Source organism: Quatrionicoccus australiensis, from assembly GCF_020510425.1.
GTDB lineage: Bacteria > Pseudomonadota > Gammaproteobacteria > Burkholderiales > Rhodocyclaceae > Azonexus > Azonexus australiensis_A.
In genome coordinates, this window is sequence record NZ_JAHBAH010000001.1 from 1,007,117 (window position 1) to 1,026,680 (window position 19,564).

Here is a 19,564-nt window from a genome sequence, read left to right on the forward strand (position 1 = left end):
CAGGCAGACAAGCATACCGTCAGGCCCGGCGCCAGGGAAAGCCCACCCGAACACACGCCGGTTTGCTGCCTGCAACATTGTTAATTTAGAATATTCGTGACCGCTTATGTGGCGGCACTTATACCTATAACAGGAGGCGTAAACCAATGATCAAGAAACTACTCGCAGCCGCGGCGATTCTCGCTGTCACGACCGGCGTCATGGCGCAGGAAAAGGAGCTGCTGCGCATCATCGGCGAAGACAAGCAGTTCGTCGTGCAAACCAAGAACGGCCCCTTCGTCATCACCCGCACCATGACGCCTTGCGCCAAGAACAAGGGCTGGCTGCAGCCGCTGATTCCGGTGCCCGGCGTGCATCCGGTCACCGAAATCGAAATGTTGCATGCCATGAACGACAAGGATGCACTGATCGTCGACATGCGTGAGCCGGACGACCGCATCAAGGGCACCATCCCCAACTCGTACCACATTCCCTACACTCTGGTTTCCGGGCGCATGGACGAGCTCGGCTGCAGCAAGGCCGGCGGCAAGTGGGATTGCAGCAAAGCCAAGAAGGTCTACGCCTTCTGCAACGGCCCGGTCTGCCCGCAAAGCCCGACCGCGATCAATGCCATGGTGCGCGACGGCTTCCCGGTGGACAAGATTTACTACTACCGCGGCGGCATGCTGGATTGGGATGCGCTCGGCTTCCCCATCGTCAAGGACGAATTCTGATCTGGCCCTCAACAGATCGGCAAAAAGCGGCTACGGCCGCTTTTTTTGCGCCTTCTTTTCCGGGAGTGATACGCCGCCACGCCGAAGCAATGGCCGCCAGGCTGCCGTCCGGCAACTTGCCATGCATTAGCCAGACTTAAGCATAACATCAAAAAGCATTGCCCCATGCCCCTTGCTGCCTCGGTAGACTGGCCTTGTCTCCTCCTCCTCTCCTTCGGAGTGAGTTTAGCCCGCCGCGTGCGGGCTTCTTTTTGCTTCATGGTTGCACAACATTGCATTTGAACGATTTGGCCGCGCCACAAGGAGCGGCATGGCAGCGCAGTTTCATCGCTTTTGCCGGCGCCGGCATCCGGCATCCCTCCGAGCTGATGCGCGTCAGCGATGACGAGGCCGCCAGCCTGCTTGCGCGACTGGCCGGGCTGGCCTGGCAAGCGCCGCTGACCGATCTGGGTCGCCATACGATCCGCCAGGCGACAACCGGCTACAGCAGCGCGCTGTTCCGGGACGGGCGCATCGTCGGTTTCTATCACGGTTCGTATTTGTGGATCGCCGCCCGGCAGCGCGGCGCCGGCTTGTCGATTCCGCTGATCCTGGCGGCGGCGGAACAACGCGGCGGAGGCTGCCTGCCGCCCGGCGTCGTGCAGCAGGGTTACAGCCGGGCCGGTCTGGCTGCCCACCGTGCGGCGCACCACAGCGCCATCAAATCGGCGAAGGCACGAGGTCTGGCCGTGCCGCCGGCAGTCCTGGCCGAACTTTCCACCCGGCCGCCTGGCAGAAACAGTCCATTTCTACCGCAACCATCACAGGAACTGAGCGCATGCAAAAAATCATCGACGGCTTTCTGAACTTCCAGCAGAACGTCTTTCCCGAACACAGCGAACTGTTCCAGCGCCTGGCCAAGGCACAGAGTCCAAGCGCCCTGTTCGTCACCTGCTCGGACAGCCGGGTCGTGCCCGAACTGCTCACCCAGCAGGACCCGGGCGATCTTTTCGTGATCCGCAATGCCGGCAACATCGTGCCCAGCTACGGGCCGGAGCCGGGCGGCGTCTCGGCCTCGGTGGAATACGCGGTGGCCGTGCTCAAGGTCAGCGACATCGTCATCTGCGGCCACTCCGATTGCGGCGCGATAGGCGCCATCGCCACCGGCCAGTGCCTGGCCCACCTGCCGGCGGTGGCGCACTGGCTGCGCTACGCCGATTCGGCCAAAGTCGTGATCGATGCGCGCCAGCACGCGACGGCGCAGGCGCGCATGGATGCTTTGGTGCGCGAGAACGTCATCGCCCAGCTCGCCAACATCCGCACCCACCCGGCTGTCGCGCTGGCGCTCGAGCAAGGCCGGCTCAACCTGCACGGCTGGGTATATGACATCGCCAGTGGCTCGATCGACGCCCTCGACGGCAACAGCCGCCATTTCGTCCCGCTCGCCGCCAATCCACAGACCTGCGCCCTGGAGACCAAGGGCAAACGCGCGCCCTGGGGGCCCTGAACTGGCGGCTCCAGGGTGGAGCAATTATTCAGTTTTGAACTATCGACCGGGCAGTATGCGCTGCATTAGCGCTAGATAAACACGGGCAAACAACAAGGTCCCAGATAAGGCTATGACCTTTGTCTTAATTTCATTTTGCTTATTTTTCAAAGATCATAGAGAACTATCTCCACAGGCTCACAACAGGAAAACCAAGCAATGGCCATAGCGACCGCCTACTACCCGACCATCATGAGCAATGCTCAAACCTGGTATGGATACGTCACCATTGCAACGTCCAATCAGATCCAGATCAGCAGCGGCGACTATGTCCAGAATTATTACGGGTCAGGGTTCACGTATGCTTACGATCAAATTGTTGCCGGCACAGTAAGCTCAACGGACTACTATGAGTTCGGAAGGAAGATTTATGACATTAAAGGTGGCAGTTATAGCGCCGTCACCGTTGCCAACTATGTGAATAGCGGAAATGCCAACGGTCTGATTTCCTACATCTTTCAGAACGACGACACCTTCAATGGATCGGCATATAACGATCTCCTGAACGGTTACACCGGAAACGATTCGCTCAAGGGCAATGGCGGAGATGACACGCTTGAGGGGGGAGCCGGCAACGACAGCCTCGACGGTGGCACCGGCAACGACAGCCTGAGCGGCGGCACCGGTGACGACTCCTACGTAATCGACAGCACCGGCGATTCCGTCACCGAGAATCCAGGCGAAGGCACCGACCTCGTCAAGGTCGCGATCGCCACCGCCAACGGCACCTACACCCTGGGTGACAACCTCGAGAATGCCACCCTGACCAACACCGTCGCCTACAACCTCACCGGCAATGCTCTGGACAACGTCCTCACCGGCAATGCCGCAGTCAACATCCTGAACGGTGGCGACGGCAACGACACCCTCGATGGTGGCGCCGGTATCGACAGCCTCATCGGTGGCGCTGGAGACGACACCTACATCGTCGATGTCGCCGGCGACGTGATTTCCGACACCTCGGGTACCGACACCGTCATCGCCAAACTGGCGAGCGGCACCTACACCCTGGCCGCCGGCCTGGAGAAACTGACCCTCTCCGGCAGCGCCGCCATCAACGGCACGGGCAACGCCGATGCCAATACGATCACCGGCAATGCCGCCGCCAACATCCTCGACGGCGGCGCCGGCGCCGATACCCTGATCGGGGGTGCTGGCGGAGACACCTATGTCGTCGACGTTGCGGGCGATGTCGTGCAAGAGACGAGCAGCCTCGCCAGCGAAATCGACACGGTGCTGTCGAGCATCACCTACAGCCTCGCCGACACGAATAACGGCAATCAGCTGCAGTACGTCGAGAAACTCACCCTGACCGGCGCGGCCGATATCAACGGCACCGGCAATGCGCTTGCCAACACGATCACCGGCAACTCGGGCGCCAACACCCTCGATGGAGCGGGCGGGATCGACACTCTGATTGGCGGCGCCGGCAACGACACCTATATCGTCGACCTGACGGCAACGGGTGCCCTGCAGGACACGGTCAGCGAAATCCCCACCACCGACACCGGCGACACCCTGCAATTGCGCGGCGCGTCAGGCAACGCAGCCACCGTCACCCTGACGCTCGCGGCCACCCTGGAGAATCTAGACGCCAGCGCCACCGGCAATAGCAAGCTCAACCTCACCGGCAACACGGCCGCCAACATCCTCTCCGGCAACGATGCGGACAACGCCCTTGCCGGTCTGGCCGGCAATGACACGCTCGACGGCGGCGCCGGCAACGACAGCCTCGATGGTGGCATCGGCAACGACAGCCTGATCGGCGGCACCGGCAACGACACCTATCTCGTCGACAGCGCCAGTGACAGCGTCAGCGAAGGCAACGACGCCGGCACGGATCTCGTCAAGGTCGCGATCGCCACCGCCAATGGCACCTACACCCTCGGCGACAACCTCGAGAATGCCACCCTGACCAACGCGGTTGTCTACCACCTCACCGGCAACAGCCTAGACAACGTCCTCACCGGCAATGCGGCAGTCAACACCCTGAACGGCGGCGACGGCAACGACACCCTCGATGGTGGCGCCGGGATCGACAGCCTCATCGGTGGCGCTGGAGACGACACCTACATCGTCGATGTCACCGGCGACGTGATTTCCGACACCTCGGGCACCGACACCGTCATCGCCAAACTGGCGAGCGGCACCTACACCCTGGCCGCAGGCCTCGAGAACCTGACCCTCTTCGGCAGCGCGGCCATCAACGGCACGGGTAACGCCGATGCCAATACGATCACCGGCAATGCCGCCGCCAATATCCTCGACGGCGGCGCCGGCGCTGACCTCTTGATCGGTGGTGCCGGTGGGGACACCTATGTCGTCGACACTGCGGGCGATGTCGTGCAGGAAAGCAGCAGCCTCGCCAGCGAAATCGACACGGTTCAGTCGAGCATCACCTACAGCCTCGCCGACACGAATAACGGCAATCAGCTGCAGTACGTCGAGAAGCTCACCCTGACCGGTAGCTCAAACATCAACGGCACCGGCAATACCCTCGCCAACACGATCACCGGCAACACCGGCGCCAACACCCTTGATGGCGCCGGCGGGATCGACATCCTGCTCGGCGGCGCCGGCAACGACACCTATATCGTCGACCTGACGGCAACGGGCGCCCTGCAGGACACGGTCAGCGAAATCCCCGCCACCGACACCGGCGACACCCTGCAATTGCGCGGCACATCAAGCAACGCAGCCGCCGTCACCCTGACGCTCGCAGCCACCCTGGAGAACCTCGACGCCAGCGCCACCGGCGCCAGCAAGCTCAACCTGACCGGCAACACCGCCGCCAACACCCTCACCGGCAACGACGCGGACAACGCCCTGGCCGGCCTGGCCGGCAATGACACGCTCGACGGTGGCGCCGGCAATGACAGCCTCGATGGCGGCATCGGCAACGACAGCCTGATCGGTGGCACCGGCAACGACACCTATCTCGTCGACAGTACCGGTGACAGCGTCAGCGAAGGCAACGACGCCGGCACCGATCTCGTCAAGGTCGCGATCGCCACCGCCAATGGCACCTACACCCTCGGCGACAACCTCGAGAATGCCACCCTGACCAACGCGGTTGCCTACCACCTCACCGGCAACAGCCTGGACAACGTCCTCACCGGCAACGCCGCCGTAAACACCCTGAACGGTGGCGACGGCAACGACACCCTCGATGGTGGCGCCGGTATCGACACCCTCATCGGCGGCGCAGGCAACGACACTTACATCGTCGATGTCGCCGGCGATGTGATCTCGGAAACATCAGGGACAGACACCGTCATCGCAAAACTGGCGAGCGGCACCTACACACTGGCCGCCGGCCTGGAGAACCTGACCCTCTCCGGCAGCGCCGCCATCAACGGCACCGGCAACGCCGATGCCAATACGATCACCGGCAATGCCGCCGCCAATATCCTCGACGGCGGCGCCGGCGCTGACACCCTGATCGGAGGGGCCGGCGGAGACACCTATGTCGTCGACGTTGCGGGCGATGTCGTGCAGGAAACCAGCAGCCTCGCCAGCGAAATCGATACGATTCAGTCAGGCATCACCTACAGCCTTGCCGACATGAATAACGGCAATCAGCTGCAGTACGTCGAGAAGCTCACCCTGACCGGTAGCTCAGACATCAACGGCACCGGCAACGCCCTGGCCAATACGATCACCGGCAACACCGGTGCCAACATCCTCGATGGAGCGGGCGGGATCGACACCCTGATCGGTGGTGCCGGCAACGACACCTACATCGTCGACCTGACGGCGGCGGGGGCACTGCAGGACACGGTCAGTGAAATCCCCACCACCGACACCGGCGACACACTGCAATTGCGCGGCACGTCAGGCAACGCCGCCGCTGTCACCCTGACGCTCACAGCCACCCTGGAGAACCTCGACGCCAGCGCTACCGGCACCAGCAAACTTAACCTCACCGGCAACACCGCCGCCAACATCCTTACCGGCAACGATGCGGACAACGCCCTGGCCGGCCTGGCCGGAAATGACACGCTCTACGGCGGCGCCGGCAACGACACCCTCGACGGTGGCATCGGCAACGACAGCCTCATCGGTGGCACCGGCAATGACACCTATCTGGTCGACAGCACCGTTGACAGCATCACCGAAGGCAACGACGCCGGCACAGACCTCGTCAAGGTTGGCATTGCCACGGCCAATGGTACCTATGTTCTGGGTGACAACATCGAGCAGGCCACGCTGACCAACACCGTCGCCTACAACCTCACCGGCAATGCTCTGGACAACACCCTCACCGGCAATGCGGCAGTCAATACCCTGATTGGCAATGACGGCAACGACACCCTCGATGGTGGCACCGGCATCGATACCCTGGTCGGCGGCACCGGCGACGACACCTACATCGTCGATGTCGCCGGCGATGTGATTTCGGAAACATCAGGGACAGACACCGTCATCGCCAAACTGGCGAGCGGCACCTACACCCTGGCCGCGGGCCTCGAGAACCTGACCCTCTTTGGCAGCGCAGCCATCAACGGCACCGGCAACGCCGATGCCAATACGATCAGCGGCAATGCCGCCGCCAATATCCTCGACGGCGGCGCCGGCGCTGACACCCTGATCGGTGGTGCCGGCGGGGACTCCTATGTCGTCGACACTGCGGGCGATGTCGTGCAGGAAACGAGCAGCCTTGCCGGCGAAATCGACACGGTTCAGTCAGGCATCACCTACAGCCTTGCCGACACCACCAACGGCAATCAGTTGCAGTACGTCGAGAAGCTCACCCTGACCGGTAGCGCTGATATCAACGGGGCCGGCAATACACTCGCCAACACGATCACGGGCAACACCGGTGCCAACATCCTCGATGGAGCGGGCGGGATCGACACCCTGATCGGTGGTGCCGGCAACGACACCTACATCGTCGACCTGACGGCGGCGGGGGCACTGCAGGACACGGTCAGTGAAATCCCCACCACCGACACCGGGGATACCCTGCAATTGCGCGGCACATCAGGCAATGCAGCCGCCGTCACCCTGACGCTCGCGGCCACCCTGGAGAACCTCGACGCCAGCGCCACCGGCACCAGCAAACTCAACCTGACCGGCAACACGGCCGCCAACATCCTCACCGGCAACGATGCGGACAACGCCCTGGCCGGCCTGGCCGGCAATGACACGCTCTACGGTGGTGCCGGCAACGACACCCTCGACGGTGGCATCGGCAACGACAGCCTCATCGGTGGCACCGGCAACGACACCTATCTCGTCGACAGCATCGGTGACAGCATCACTGAAGGCAACGACGCCGGCACTGATCTCGTCAAGGTCGCGATCGCCACCGCCAACGGCACCTACACACTGGGTGACAACCTCGAGCAGGCCACGCTGACCAATACGGTTGCCTACAACCTCACCGGCAATGCTCTGGACAATGTCCTCACCGGCAATGCGGTCGCCAACATCCTGAACGGTGGCGACGGCAACGACACCCTCGATGGCGGCACCGGGATCGACCGCCTCATCGGCGGGGCCGGTAACGACACTTACATCGTCGATGTCGCCGGCGATGTGATCTCGGAAACATCAGGGACAGACACCGTCATCGCAAAACTGGCGAGCGGCACCTACACACTGGCCGCCGGCCTGGAGAACCTGACCCTCTCCGGCAGCGCCGCCATCAACGGCACCGGCAACGCCGATGCCAATACGATCACCGGCAATGCCGCCGCCAATATCCTCGACGGCGGCGCCGGCGCTGACACCCTGAGAGGGGGGGCCGGGAACGACACCTATGTCGTAGACACCTTCGCCGACATCATCACCGAAGAGGCTTCCGGAGGCATTGACACGGTCAAGGTGGCCATCCCCATGTTCGGCGGTTACTACACTCTCGGCGCCAATCTCGAAAACGCGCGCCTTGAAAACGATGTCTATGTTGCTATTGACCTTCTCGGCAATGGACTGGACAACATTCTGACCGGCAATGATCGGATCAACACCCTTGACGGTGGTGCCGGTGCCGACACTCTCATTGGCGGAACCGGCAGCGACACCTATATCGTCGACCTCACCTCGGCCGGGATGTTGCAGGACAAAATCATCGAAACCTCAACCACGGATTACGGCGATTTAATTCAGTTGCGAGGCATCTCCACCAATACCACTGCCGTCACTTTGACCCTCGCGGCCTCCCTGCAATTCATTGAAGAAATTGACGCTGGAGCTACCGGCACCAGTAAACTCAACCTCACCGGCAATGCCGCTCGCAACACCCTCTTTGGCAATGATGCCGACAACGTGATTTTGGGTCTTGCCGGCGACGACGTTCTCCAAGGTTATGCCGGGAACGACACGCTCGATGGCGGAGCCGGTCGCGACATCCTTCTCGGCGGGCCTGGCAACGACACCTATATCATCGATTCTCTTGCTGATGACATTTACGATGAGGACTACACCCATTTTGGCCTCACCGGCCCTCAAGTTGACACGGTGATGATTGCCATCGCCACCGCCAACGGCACCTACACCCTAGGCGACAACCTCGAGCAGGCCACGCTGACCAATACGGTTGCCTTCAACCTCACCGGCAATGCTCTGGACAACGTCCTCACCGGCAACGCAGCAGTCAACACCCTGATTGGCAATGGCGGCAACGACACCCTTGATGGTGGCACCGGGATCGACACCCTCATCGGTGGCGCCGGCAACGACACCTACATCGTCGACAACCTCCTTGACGTCATCACGGAAGTCGGCAGCGAAGGGACGGACCTGGTCAAGGTAGCCATCGCCACAAGCGGCGGCACCTACAGGCTCGCAGAGAATGTTGAGCATGCAATGCTGATCAACGCAGTCGCCTATAACCTGACCGGCAACTTGCTGGACAACACCCTGAGCGGCAACGATCTGGCCAATATCCTCGATGGCGGCGTTGGCGCCGACCGGCTTGTCGGCGGCAAAGGCAACGACATTTATCTGGTCGATAACTCGTCAGATGTCGCTGTCGAAACCTCCACGCTGACAACCGAAGTTGACCTGGTGAAAAGCAGCGTGACCTACACCCTCTCCGACAACATCGAGAACCTGACTCTGCTCGGCGTCAGTCACATCGACGGCACGGGCAACGCGCTGATCAACACCCTCACCGGCAACAGTGGCAATAACCGACTCGATGGTGGCAACGGTGCCGACATCCTGCTGGGCGGAGCCGGCAACGACACCTACGTTGTCGACAACCTGGGGGACAAAGTCTACGAAACGACAGCAAGCACCAGCAGTATCGACGCCACCGGCGTCGATACCGTTGAAGCCTCGGTGACCTGGACTTTGGGCAACTTCGTTGAAAATCTGACGCTGACTGGCATCAGCGATCTCAACGGCACGGGGAACGCACTTGGCAACCTTCTTACCGGCAACGACGGCAACAACACACTCGACGGTAAGGCAGGCGTAGATACCTTTATCGGAGGATTGGGCAACGACACCTACATCCTCGACCTGAGTGCTGAACTGGCCAATGTCACCGAACAGGCGGGGGAAGGCGACGACACCATTGTGATTGGCTTCTCCAACACATCTACCTCGGCAATCGATATCGATCTCTCGAACCTGACGTCTCACCCCAACTTCGTGAACTTCGAGAATCTGACACTCACCGGAACAGGCCTCTTCAACCTGACAGGCAACGATGATGCCAACACCCTGATCGGCAATGCCAGCATTAACGAACTGGAAGGCAATGACGGGAACGACCTGATCCAGGGCAAACTGGGCAATGACGTCCTGACTGGCGGTACGGGCAATGACACCTTCCGGTTTGATACCGCCCTGAATGGCAGCACCAACGTCGACACCATCACCGATTTTGCCCACCTTGAGGATGTCATCCAGCTGGAAAACAGCATCTTCACCAAGCTGACTGCAACCGGCAGCTTGTCCAATGCCAATTTTGTTGCTGGCAATGGGGTGGCCGTCGATGCCAACGATCACATCCTCTACAACACGACGACTGGCAAGCTTTACTACGATGCAGACGGCAACGGTGCCGGCGCGGCCGTCCAGTTCGCAACCCTGATCGGCCAGCCGACACTGACCGCGTCCGACTTCGTCATTTTCTGATCATTACGGCCCTCGGTCATGCTGAGGGCCGATTGCCACGACCAAGCCGGCTGCAACAAACGCTGCGGTTTTTGCACTTTTCTGCGGGTCGACCGCCCGCCGCTGCGCACACCGCTCCAACATGGAGCAATTGTTCAGTTTTTGAACAGTCGACCGGGCAACATGCGTTGCAGCGTGCCGTCACGCTGCCAGACATGCTTGAGCGCGCCGGCGACATGCAACGCGATCAGCCCGCCGCCGCCCCAGACAAAGGCGAAATGCAGCAGCTTGAAGGCGCCGTTCAGGCCCTCGTCCGGCCAGCCGGCTTTGGCCAGCTCGATGCCGAAGAACTTGATGGCGTAAGGCGTGAATGACGAGGCCAGGTAACCGGCCAGCGGCGCGACGAACATGAACAGGTAAAGCCCGTGGTGCACCGCCGTCGCCAGTTGTGCCTCCCAGCCATTGCCGAGCGCGGCCGGCGGCCGGTGCGTACGCCGCCAGGCAAGGCGCACGACAACCAGCAACCAGGCGAGCAGGCCAAGCGATTTGTGCAGGCTGTAGGCCGCGCTGCGCTCCGCCCCCTTGGGCAGTTCGGTCATGCTCAGACCAAGCCAGAGCAGCCAGACGATGAGCCCGGCCATCAGCCAGTGGAGCAGCATCGCCGGCCAGGTATAACGGGCATTGCTCATTGGATGGCCACTCCCCAGGGCAGTTCGCCGACGGCGATTTCTGCCAGTTTTTTCAGGTTGACCGCATCGATCACGCTGACGCTGCCGGAGCGCCCGTTGGCAACGTAGAGCTTGCTGCCGTCCGGCGTGATCGCCATGTTCCATGGACGTTTGCCGACCTCGATGGTGGCCAGCACGGTATGGCTGGCGACATCGATCGCCATCACGCTCGGGTCGCGCCCGTTCGAGACGAAAACGCGCTTGCCCAACGGGTCGACCGCAATCCCGTTGGGAAACTGACCGGCCGTGATTTCAGCCAGCACGCTACGGCGGGCGACATCGATCACATAAACCTTGCCGGCCAGTTCGCTGGCCACGTAGGCACGGCTGCCGTCGGGCAGAAAACCAATGCCGCGCGGCCGTTTACCGACCGGAATACTGCCCACCTGCTTCTGCTTGGCGACATCGATCACATCGACCTGCTCGGCCTCTTCGGCACTGACGTAAAGCCAGCGCCCGTCCGGGCTGAACACCGCATGCTCGGGGTTCTTGCCGGCCACCTTGATGCGCGCCAGTTCGTTGCCCTGCGGTGCCGAAAGCAGCACGACGGCGTTATCATCCTCGACCGCGACCGCCAGCCGCCGACCGTCCGCCGACAGGCTGACACCTTCCGGCGATGCGCCGACCGGCACGCTCTTGAGCAGCTTGCCGCTGGCCAGATCGACAATCAACAGACTGGCCGTTGTCGCATCGGTCAGGTAAAGATGCTCCTTACCGGCCGCAATACCGCGCGGCCGCTGGCCGACGACGATGTCGGCGAGACGGGCGTCACTGGCCGTATCGATGACGCTGACGCTGGCCGACTTCTCGTTCGGCACATAGGCGAGCGGCCCGGCCAGGGCGAGACTGGAACAAGCGAGCAATAATAGAGCAAGTAGGCGCATGATCGTCCTCAGACCGGCTGGTAGGAAATGCCGTGGCGGCGGAAGATGGCGGCGACCGTGCCGTCAGCTTTCAGCTCGCCGAGCGCCTGCGCGATGGCCTCGGCCAGTTCGCGCTCTTCCGCCTTGACAGCCATGCCGAGCGGCCAGCCATCGACCTTCAATTCGGCGAATTTCGGCAGGTCGACCGCGATGCGATCATCCGGGCGCAAGGCGGCTTCCAGCTCGGCACGCGTTGCCAGCACCGCTGACACCTGACCGCTGCGCAAGGCCGCGGCGGCTTCGCCGACGGTGCCAAAATGCACGACATTCTCGCGCAGGCGACCGTTCAACGCGCTCAGCAGGAAAGAGTCGGCGAGCGAGGAAGTCTCGACGGCGATCTTCTCGCGCGTGAAGATTTCCAGCGCCACCGCGGCCGAACCGGCGAGCGCCGGGACGCGCTGCGGATTGCGGGCCAGGGCCAGGCTTTCGCGGTGATAGGCGCCGAAGATGCGGACCTTGTCGTTGGCCCTGGCGAGATATTCGTCCACCGGCACATGCATCATCACGTCGGCCGGCTGGGTGCCCAGGTAATGCCCCTTCCAGACCATGTTGCGCAGGTCGTCGTTCATGTCTTCGTCGGCGTTGTAGCCGACGACTTCGGCGCTCAGGCCGAGCTTGCCGGCGATGGCACGGGCCAGGTCGGCGTCGATGCCCTTGCCGCCGGCCATCGCGTAAGGCGGAAAATCGTTATAGACGGCGACGCGCAGGCGGCCGCGCTGACGGATCGCGGCCAGGCCGTCACCGGCCAAAGCCGGCAGCACGGCAGCGAAGGGCAGCAGGGCAAGGCCCTGCAGCAGACGGCGGCGATCATTCTTCATGGACAGTTTCCAGCCAGGTGCGGATCGCCCACATCGCTTCCTGGCTCAGCGTACCTTCGAACGGCGGCATGTAAACACGGCCGTCGCGCACCGAACCCTTGCGGATGCGCTGCAGGAAGATTTCGTCGCCTTCGTCGCCCTGCGGCAGGTAGCGCAGGTCAGGTGCGATGCCGCCGGAGACGGCGCCGAGGCCGTGGCAGCGGGCACAATTCTGGTTGAAGGCGGAATCTCCGATGCGCGTTGCGGTCTTATCCTTGCGGTACGGGTTGGCCGGCAGGAAATCGGCGCCGAGATTCTTCAAGCCGGTGGTGTCGACCGCCTGCGGCACGACGTCGCCGTGGGCGAAGACCTGGGCTGCGGCAGTACCGAGAATGAGCGCGGCGGCAAGCGCGGCGAGGTGGCGGGCGGAATGTTTCACATTGTCTCCTTGGTTAGGTTCGGGTTGCAGCTTTTGTGCAGCACGTTCTGCAAGCCCTGTGCCAGGCCGCCCGTGACGTCATGAATGCAAGTAAACACGGCAGATCGGGGTGTATTGGCATACCATTTGCTGAGAGTTGCACAGCAGTGCTCGATACATTGCTTAGAAAAAGTGCAGGTGTTACTTTTTGCAACAACACAAAAATAAAAATCGTCCGACCAAACCGGAGGAGAGATGGAGACTTTTCAATTGCTGGCCGAGACGCACGGTCAGCGCCTGCAACAGGCACGTCAGCTGTTTTTCGACCAGGATCGTCGCCCCGACGGCCTGCTCGACCCGATGATCGTGCGTTCCTGGGAACGCTGCCGCCGCTTCGGCCTCGGCGATGCGAGCTATCGCCCGCCCGGCGAATCGCTCGACCGCATGGCGCTGAAGAGCGAGCAGGAGCGCAACCGCTACCTGCTGCTGCAGGGCCGGCCGATCATGGAGCATGTCTACGAGCAGATCCGCGAATCGGGCAGCATGGTCATCCTGGCTGACGCCAACGGCCTGCTCCTTGAAACCGTCGGCGATGCCGATTTCGTCGGCCGCGCCGACCGCGTCGCGCTGCTTGCCGGCGCCTCGTGGGACGAAAACCTGCGCGGCACCAATGCGATCGGCACCGCGTTGTCGGAAGAAAGCGCCGTTTCCGTCTTTGGCGGCGAGCATTTTCTTGAACACAACAGTTTCCTGACCTGCTGCGCCAGCCCGATTTTTGGGCCGGACGGCCGGCTGATCGGCGTCCTCGACATTTCCGGCGACTACCGCAGCCAGCAGCGCCACACGCTCGGCCTGGTCCGCCTCTCTTCGGCCATCGTCGAGAAGCGCCTGTTCGAGTCGGTGCACGCCCGCGACATCCTGGTCTGCTTCCACAGCCGCGCCGACTTCCTCGACAGTCCGAAGGAAGGTCTCGCGGCCGTCTCGCCGGACGGCCAGGTGCTGGCCATCAACCGCAATGGCACCGAATTGCTCGGTATCCGCCAGGTCGATGCGGTCAACCGCGATTTTTCGATGGTTTTCGAAAGCAGCCTGGCCGGACTGGTCGACCGCCTGCGCCATCAGCCGCAGGGCACGATCGAGATCCGGCCGAACGGGCGCAGCCTGCATGTCCAGTTGCGCGGCCAGTTGCCGCCGATGGCCGTGGCCGGCCGCATCTTCGACGAAGCGCCGCTGCAGCGCCCGGCCGGCCGCCGGCCGGAATCAGTCGAACCGGCCAAGGCGGCCACCCCGGCCAAGCCGCCGCTGACCCTGGACACGCTGAATACCGGCGACCTGCGCCTGCAGGCGGCGATCGACCGCGCCCGGCGCATCCTCGGGCGCGACATCCCCATCCTGATCCAGGGCGAATCGGGTGCCGGCAAGGAAATGTTCGCCAAGGCTTTCCACAACAGCGGGCCGCGCGCCGACGCGCCTTTCGTCGCGCTCAACTGCGCCTCGATTCCGGAAACCCTGATCGAGTCGGAACTCTTCGGCTACCAGGGCGGCGCCTTCACCGGCGCGCGCAAGGAAGGCGCACCGGGCAAGATCCAGCAGGCGCACGGCGGCACCCTCTTCCTCGATGAAATCGGCGACATGCCGCTCAACCTGCAGGCGCGGCTGTTGCGCGTGCTGCAGGAGCGCTGCGTAACGCCGCTCGGCAGCACGCGTTCGATCCAGGTCGACATCTCGCTGGTCTGCGCGACGCACCGCAAGCTACGCGAGGAAGTGGCGCGCGGCGGCTTCCGCGAGGATCTCTACTACCGCCTGAACGGCATGTCGGTGACCCTGCCGTCGCTGCGCGAACGCACCGACATCCGCAGCATGGTCGCCAAGCTGGCCGCTGCCGAAGCCGGCCCGCGCGAGACGCCGGTGCGTTTTTCGGAAGGTGCGCTGCAGGCGATCGAGGCCTACGCCTGGCCGGGCAACATCCGCCAGCTGTTCAACGCGATCCGCGTCGCCATCGCACTGCTCGACGAGGGCGAAACGTTGATCACCGAAACGCATCTGCCGGAGGAGCTGTTCGAAGCGCCGATCGGCCTGGCGCCGACCGCCAGTACGAAAAGCGCGCATGACCCGTGGGCGGCGGCGCCGCTCGACGGCAATCTCGAAGAAATGGGCCGCCAGGTTGCGCTGCGCACGCTGGAAGCCGCCGGCGGCAACATCTCGGCGGCGGCACGCCAGCTCGGCATCAGCCGCAACACGCTGTACCGCAAGCTGGGCCGCATGTAGAAAAGCCGGCGGGCGCGACGTTTACCGTCCGCCCGCCGCGCCACTGCGGCGCTTGAGCGTCGCCTCAACCTGGCTGGCGATTTTGTGCAGCAGGCGCGCCGCGGCGCGATGGCCAGCGGTCGACGGGCGCGGCCGGGCAAAAACCAGCATCGCCCGCCCCGGCTGTCCGACTTTTTCATAAATCGCCAATGACAGCGGACAAAAAGCGATCTGCGCCGGGTCTTCTTCCAGCATCTGCCAGGCCAGCACGCTGCTGCAGAACTGCACGATCTCGGCCTCGGCGAACGGACTGCCGCTCTTGCCCAGCGTCGTCGCCGTGCGTTGCAGCATGCGGTTGAAGGGAATCACTGCAGCGACGACCAGGCCTTCCGCCTCGATGCTTTCGACCAGGACTTCATGCACCGTCGCGAAATCGGCGGCCGGCAAAATGTGCTTTTCCAGCGCGTCGACCGCCTGGGCCGATGCCGCCACAGCCGCCGCCAGAATCAGGCCGCAGCCCAGCCGGATCAGCCTAGAACGCATAGCGGGCGCTCACCCCGGCCAGCCAGTTGCGGCCCGGTGCCGCTTCGTAATAGCGCTGGCTGCTGTCGCCGACGATCACCGAACCGACGTACTGGCGGTCGAAGATGTTGTTGAGGCGGGCAAAGGTCGAAATCTTGAGCGGCCCGAATGTCCGTTCGATGCCGGCGCGCAGGTTGGCGATGGCGTAGGCCGGCGCCGCCGTGTCGCCATTGGTGTCCTCGACATAGACCTTGCTGCGCGCGATGCCTTCGATGGCAGCATGGAAACCGCTCGCCGCATGCTTCCAGGCCAGCTCGCCGTACAGCGTCTGCGCCGCGACGCCGGGCAGGCGATTGCCGGCGCTGACGTTCTTGGTCACGGCCGGTGTGCCGCTCTGGAAGCTGAACGCTTCGTCGTAACGCGCATCCAGCCAGGTATAGGCAAGGCGGCTCGTCAAATTGCCCGTCCAGCGACTGTCGACCGCCAGCTCCAGACCCTGGCGCGTGGTCGGGCCGGCGTTCTGGTAGGCGGTGCGGCCGCCGGTGCTGGAGAGGACGACCAGCTCGTTGTCGGTCTTGACCTGGAACAGCGCCAGGTCGAGGCGGCTGTTGCCGAGCATGGCCTTGAGGCCGGTCTCGAAATGCGTGCTGTTCGACGGCTTGAGACCAAGATTCAGCGAACCGCCGCCGCTCGAGTAGAACATCTCGTTGAAGGTCGGCGCTTCGAAACCGCGCGCCGCGCTGGCGTAGAGATTGACCGTGTCGCTCAGGCGATAGAGCGCGGCCAGGGTCGGCGTCGTCTTGTCGTAGCTGACCGAGCCGCTGTCGTCGCCGTTGCTCAAATAGCTGTCGCTGACCTTGAAGGCGAGATGGCTGTGACGCACGCCGCCACTGAAAGTCCAGTTCTCGCCCTGCCATTCGGCCTGCACATACTGGTCGAAACTGGCGACGCGATCCTCTTCCTTGCGGCGCAACGTGCCCTTGACGCCGCAGGCGTTGGCGACGCAGTTGGCCGGTGCGCCGGTGCCGATGTAGTTGTTGTAACCGCGCCGGTCGTCGGTCGATTGCTCGTAGTCGGTGCCGACCGTCGTCGTCAGGCGGCCGCCGGCGACATCGAAGCGACCGATCCAGCGCGCCGACATGCCGCCGAAAGTCCGGTCGAAGTCGATCACGCCGCCCGAATGCACCGGGTTGGACTGGGCGCCGACCGGAATCGACTGATATTGGATGGTCGACCGCTGGCCGGCATAAACCGAAAGCTGCAGCGTGTGCTCGCCGAAACGGTGCTCGTAATTCAGCCCGCCCTGCGCGTGATCGATGCTCTTGCGCGTATCGAAGGCGAGCGCCGGGTAATAGCCGCGCGTCGCATCCCAGGCCGTGCCCTTCGGATTGGTCTTGTATTCGCCCCACTGCACGCCCTGCGGATCGTCCGCCGTCTGGTGGAAGCTGTTCGCGATGAAGGTCAGCTTGCCATCCTGGCTCGGCCGGAAAGTCAGCTTGACCAGGCTCTGCTCGCGCTCGGCCGAACTGTGCTCGCGGTAGCCGTCGGTCGCGAAGCGCGAGGTGTCGAGCACGTAACCGATACCGCCGACCTCGCCCTGGGCGCTGACGTCGGCCTTCCAGGTGCCGTAGCTGCCGGCGGAAAAGCTCGTTTCGATCGTGGGTGCGCCCTTGCCGTCCGGCGTGAACAACTGGATGACGCCGCCGGCGTGGTTGCCGTAGATCGCCGAGAGCGGCCCGCGCATGACTTCGATGCGCTCGGCGCGGTCGAGGTTGAAGGTCGCCGCCTGGCCCTGGCCGTCCGGCATCGACGCCGGGATGCCGTCGGCGACGAGGCGGATGCCGCGCACACCGAAGGCCGAACGGGCACCAAAACCGCGCGAGGAAATCTGCAGATCCTGCGCGTAGTTCTGGCGGTTCTGCACATTGATCCCGGGCACCCCGGCCAGCGCCTCGGAAACATTGACCCGCGCCTGGTCGGCGCCGATTTTGCCGGCATCGACGACGTCGACCGCCGCCGGCAGATCGAAACTGCTGTGCTCGACCCGGCTGCCTGTGACCACCACCGAATCGAGCGTCAGCTCGGCATCGGCCATGGCGTAACAGGGAAAGGCGGCAGCCAGGAGAAGAACGAGGCGTTTGGGCACAGGGTTCATGATGTTGCGCTCGGTGAAATCGTCAGCAGCCCGGCATCGCATCCGGACAGGCGCGACCCATGCCGCCCCCGGAAGCAATTGTCAGCGCCGCCGCAAAACCCGGCCTCCGTGGTTTAGCGAAAGAGGACTAGCGAAAATCATGAGATCGCCGAAAACAGGCGGCGCAAGGCGGCAAAAAACCCACTCGACATTAAACGCAGCGCTACGTATGCTCCGTTGCCGCGCTCTCCTCTCAAGCAAGCCATGAAAAGACTCATCCTGATCGCCGTCATCCTTTTTGCCGGCTACTCCTACTTCACCAAGCCGCACGGCTTACTCCCCCCGGGCAGCGCAAATGCTCCCCAAAGCCAGGCAGACGGTCGCGCCGATAGCGCAATCGCCAGTGCAATCGCAGACCGCAGAAGCAACGTGCAGGTCTCCGGTCAGGGTGTGGTCAGGAAAATACTGCCGGATGACAACGACGGCAGCCGGCATCAGAAATTCATTCTCCGCCTAAGCAGCGGCCAGACCCTGCTGGTAGCGCACAACATCGATATCGCGCCGCGTGTCAGCGGCCTGGGCGAAGGCGATTCGATAGACTTCAACGGGATCTACGAGTGGAACGAAAAAGGCGGCGTGCTGCACTGGACGCACCGCGACCCGAACGGCAGGCACACCGCCGGCTGGCTGCGCCACCGCGGCCAGACCTACCAGTAAACCCAGCCGAACAGCATTTATTTTTCTCCAGCGGGGAACGTTCCCCCGCCCGCCCTGTCATCCCATATGGATTTCCACGCCGCATCGGCGGACGGGACCTCATTACGGGAGACAACCATGAAATCTCGCAACGCGTTTGTTCTGAGCACACTCGCCACTGTTTTGCTGGCCGGCTGTGCGGCGGTGGAGCTGGACTCGCCGCCGGCCGCCGTCGCCGCACTGGAAGCCAAGTCGGGCAGCACGGTGGCCGGCAAGGTCAGCTTTTTCGCCATGACCAACGGCGTCCGGATCGAAGCGCAGGTCAGCGGCCTGATGCCGGGCGAGCACGGCTTTCATGTGCATGAGCTCGGCGACTGTTCGGCGCCTGACGCGAGCAGCGCCAAGGGCCACTTCAACCCGGCGGCGACGGCGCATGGCAGTCATGCCGCGGCCGAACATCACGGCGGCGACATGCCCAACCTGGTCGCCAACGCCCAGGGCGAGGCCAGTTATCGCGTCGAGTTGAAGGGCGTCGCCCTCGGCGGCCCGAACGGCATCGTCGGACGCAGCGTGGTGGTGCATGCCGACCCGGACGATTACAAGTCGCAACCGGCCGGCAATTCCGGCAAGCGCATTGCCTGTGGCCGGATCGCCGGACGCTGAGATAGGACGGGCGGACCGGGCAGCGGCCGCCCCGCTCCCCGCGCCCCTTGGCTGGCGCCGACTGCCGGCAAGCTGAATTTGCCGTCTTTTTAGCGGTCGACCGTTCCAGTCCGGCCATTTTGCGGCAA

General features: G+C 63.3%; 13 protein-coding genes. 7 read left to right on the top strand and 6 right to left on the bottom strand.

The features are described from left to right. The first annotated feature begins 146 nt into the window (after nucleotides 1–146). The 4 genes from KIG99_RS04980 (at nucleotide 147) to KIG99_RS20750 (ending at nucleotide 10,329) form a co-directional block, all read left to right on the top strand. Entirely contained in the window at nucleotides 147–713 is a 567-nt protein-coding gene (locus KIG99_RS04980) for a rhodanese-like domain-containing protein (RefSeq protein ID WP_226459137.1), read from the top strand. Between the two features lie 278 nt (nucleotides 714–991). Next, nucleotides 992–1,558, top strand: coding sequence for a hypothetical protein (locus KIG99_RS04985; RefSeq protein WP_226459138.1), 567 nt, complete (start codon nucleotides 992–994; stop codon nucleotides 1,556–1,558). Beyond that, entirely contained in the window at nucleotides 1,531–2,199 is a 669-nt protein-coding gene (locus tag KIG99_RS04990; protein WP_226459139.1) for a carbonic anhydrase, read from the top strand. Before KIG99_RS04985 ends, KIG99_RS04990 begins: the two co-directional genes overlap by 28 nt. 198 nt (nucleotides 2,200–2,397) lie before the next feature. After that, nucleotides 2,398–10,329 carry a hypothetical protein gene (locus KIG99_RS20750; protein WP_319002358.1) on the top strand — a complete coding sequence of 2,644 codons (7,932 nt, stop codon included), beginning with the start codon at nucleotides 2,398–2,400 and terminating at the stop codon, nucleotides 10,327–10,329. Between the two features lie 134 nt (nucleotides 10,330–10,463). On the opposite strand, the gene KIG99_RS05015 is transcribed toward KIG99_RS20750, so the two are convergent. The 4 genes from KIG99_RS05015 to pedF are packed head-to-tail and all read right to left on the bottom strand — an operon-like array spanning nucleotide 10,464 to nucleotide 13,195. Further along, complete coding sequence (locus KIG99_RS05015; RefSeq protein WP_226459140.1) at nucleotides 10,464–10,997, bottom strand: cytochrome b; 534 nt, start codon at nucleotides 10,995–10,997, stop codon at nucleotides 10,464–10,466. Further along, entirely contained in the window at nucleotides 10,994–11,920 is a 927-nt protein-coding gene (locus tag KIG99_RS05020; protein ID WP_226459141.1) for a beta-propeller fold lactonase family protein, read from the bottom strand. Before KIG99_RS05020 ends, KIG99_RS05015 begins: the two co-directional genes overlap by 4 nt. Nucleotides 11,921–11,928: 8 nt before the next feature. Continuing rightward, on the bottom strand, nucleotides 11,929–12,777 hold the full coding sequence (locus KIG99_RS05025; RefSeq protein ID WP_226459142.1) for a substrate-binding periplasmic protein: 849 nt from the start codon (nucleotides 12,775–12,777) through the stop codon (nucleotides 11,929–11,931). Beyond that, on the bottom strand, nucleotides 12,767–13,195 hold the full coding sequence (gene pedF, locus KIG99_RS05030; protein WP_226459143.1) for a cytochrome c-550 PedF: 429 nt from the start codon (nucleotides 13,193–13,195) through the stop codon (nucleotides 12,767–12,769). The genes KIG99_RS05025 and pedF overlap by 11 nt, the downstream gene beginning before the upstream one ends. Nucleotides 13,196–13,429: 234 nt before the next feature. Here pedF and KIG99_RS05035 point away from each other — a divergent pair, with 234 nt between their 5' ends. Beyond that, nucleotides 13,430–15,442, top strand: coding sequence for a sigma-54-dependent Fis family transcriptional regulator (locus KIG99_RS05035; protein WP_226459144.1), 2,013 nt, complete (start codon nucleotides 13,430–13,432; stop codon nucleotides 15,440–15,442). A gap of 21 nt (nucleotides 15,443–15,463) precedes the next feature. Here KIG99_RS05035 and KIG99_RS05040 read toward each other — a convergent pair whose 3' ends face one another. Further along, complete coding sequence (locus KIG99_RS05040; protein WP_226459145.1) at nucleotides 15,464–15,964, bottom strand: DUF302 domain-containing protein; 501 nt, start codon at nucleotides 15,962–15,964, stop codon at nucleotides 15,464–15,466. Further along, entirely contained in the window at nucleotides 15,954–18,098 is a 2,145-nt protein-coding gene (locus tag KIG99_RS05045) for a TonB-dependent receptor family protein (RefSeq protein ID WP_226459146.1), read from the bottom strand. The genes KIG99_RS05040 and KIG99_RS05045 overlap by 11 nt, the downstream gene beginning before the upstream one ends. 243 nt (nucleotides 18,099–18,341) lie before the next feature. On the opposite strand from KIG99_RS05045, the gene KIG99_RS05050 reads away from it, so the two are divergent. Continuing rightward, the gene (locus KIG99_RS05050) at nucleotides 18,342–18,794 is read left to right on the top strand and encodes a DUF3465 domain-containing protein (protein ID WP_226459147.1); all 453 of its coding nucleotides are present in this window, start codon (nucleotides 18,342–18,344) and stop codon (nucleotides 18,792–18,794) included. 117 nt (nucleotides 18,795–18,911) lie between these two features. Then, nucleotides 18,912–19,436, top strand: coding sequence for a superoxide dismutase family protein (locus KIG99_RS05055; RefSeq protein ID WP_226459148.1), 525 nt, complete (start codon nucleotides 18,912–18,914; stop codon nucleotides 19,434–19,436). Nucleotides 19,437–19,564: the final 128 nt, after the last annotated feature.

Excerpts from the sequence above, each read along its gene's own strand:
- KIG99_RS05020 (WP_226459141.1), bottom strand. The coding sequence starts at position 11,920 with ATGCGCCTACTTGCTCTATTATTGCTCGCTTGTTCCAGTCTCGCCCTG.
- KIG99_RS05035 (WP_226459144.1), top strand. The coding sequence starts at position 13,430 with ATGGAGACTTTTCAATTGCTGGCCGAGACGCACGGTCAGCGCCTGCAA.
- KIG99_RS05050 (WP_226459147.1), top strand. The coding sequence starts at position 18,342 with ATGAAAAGACTCATCCTGATCGCCGTCATCCTTTTTGCCGGCTACTCC.
- KIG99_RS05015 (WP_226459140.1), bottom strand. The coding sequence starts at position 10,997 with ATGAGCAATGCCCGTTATACCTGGCCGGCGATGCTGCTCCACTGGCTG.
- KIG99_RS20750 (WP_319002358.1), top strand. The coding sequence starts at position 2,398 with ATGGCCATAGCGACCGCCTACTACCCGACCATCATGAGCAATGCTCAA.
- KIG99_RS05045 (WP_226459146.1), bottom strand. The coding sequence starts at position 18,098 with ATGAACCCTGTGCCCAAACGCCTCGTTCTTCTCCTGGCTGCCGCCTTT.
- KIG99_RS04990 (WP_226459139.1), top strand. The coding sequence starts at position 1,531 with ATGCAAAAAATCATCGACGGCTTTCTGAACTTCCAGCAGAACGTCTTT.
- KIG99_RS05025 (WP_226459142.1), bottom strand. The coding sequence starts at position 12,777 with ATGAAGAATGATCGCCGCCGTCTGCTGCAGGGCCTTGCCCTGCTGCCC.
- KIG99_RS04980 (WP_226459137.1), top strand. The coding sequence starts at position 147 with ATGATCAAGAAACTACTCGCAGCCGCGGCGATTCTCGCTGTCACGACC.
- KIG99_RS05055 (WP_226459148.1), top strand. The coding sequence starts at position 18,912 with ATGAAATCTCGCAACGCGTTTGTTCTGAGCACACTCGCCACTGTTTTG.
- KIG99_RS05040 (WP_226459145.1), bottom strand. The coding sequence starts at position 15,964 with ATGCGTTCTAGGCTGATCCGGCTGGGCTGCGGCCTGATTCTGGCGGCG.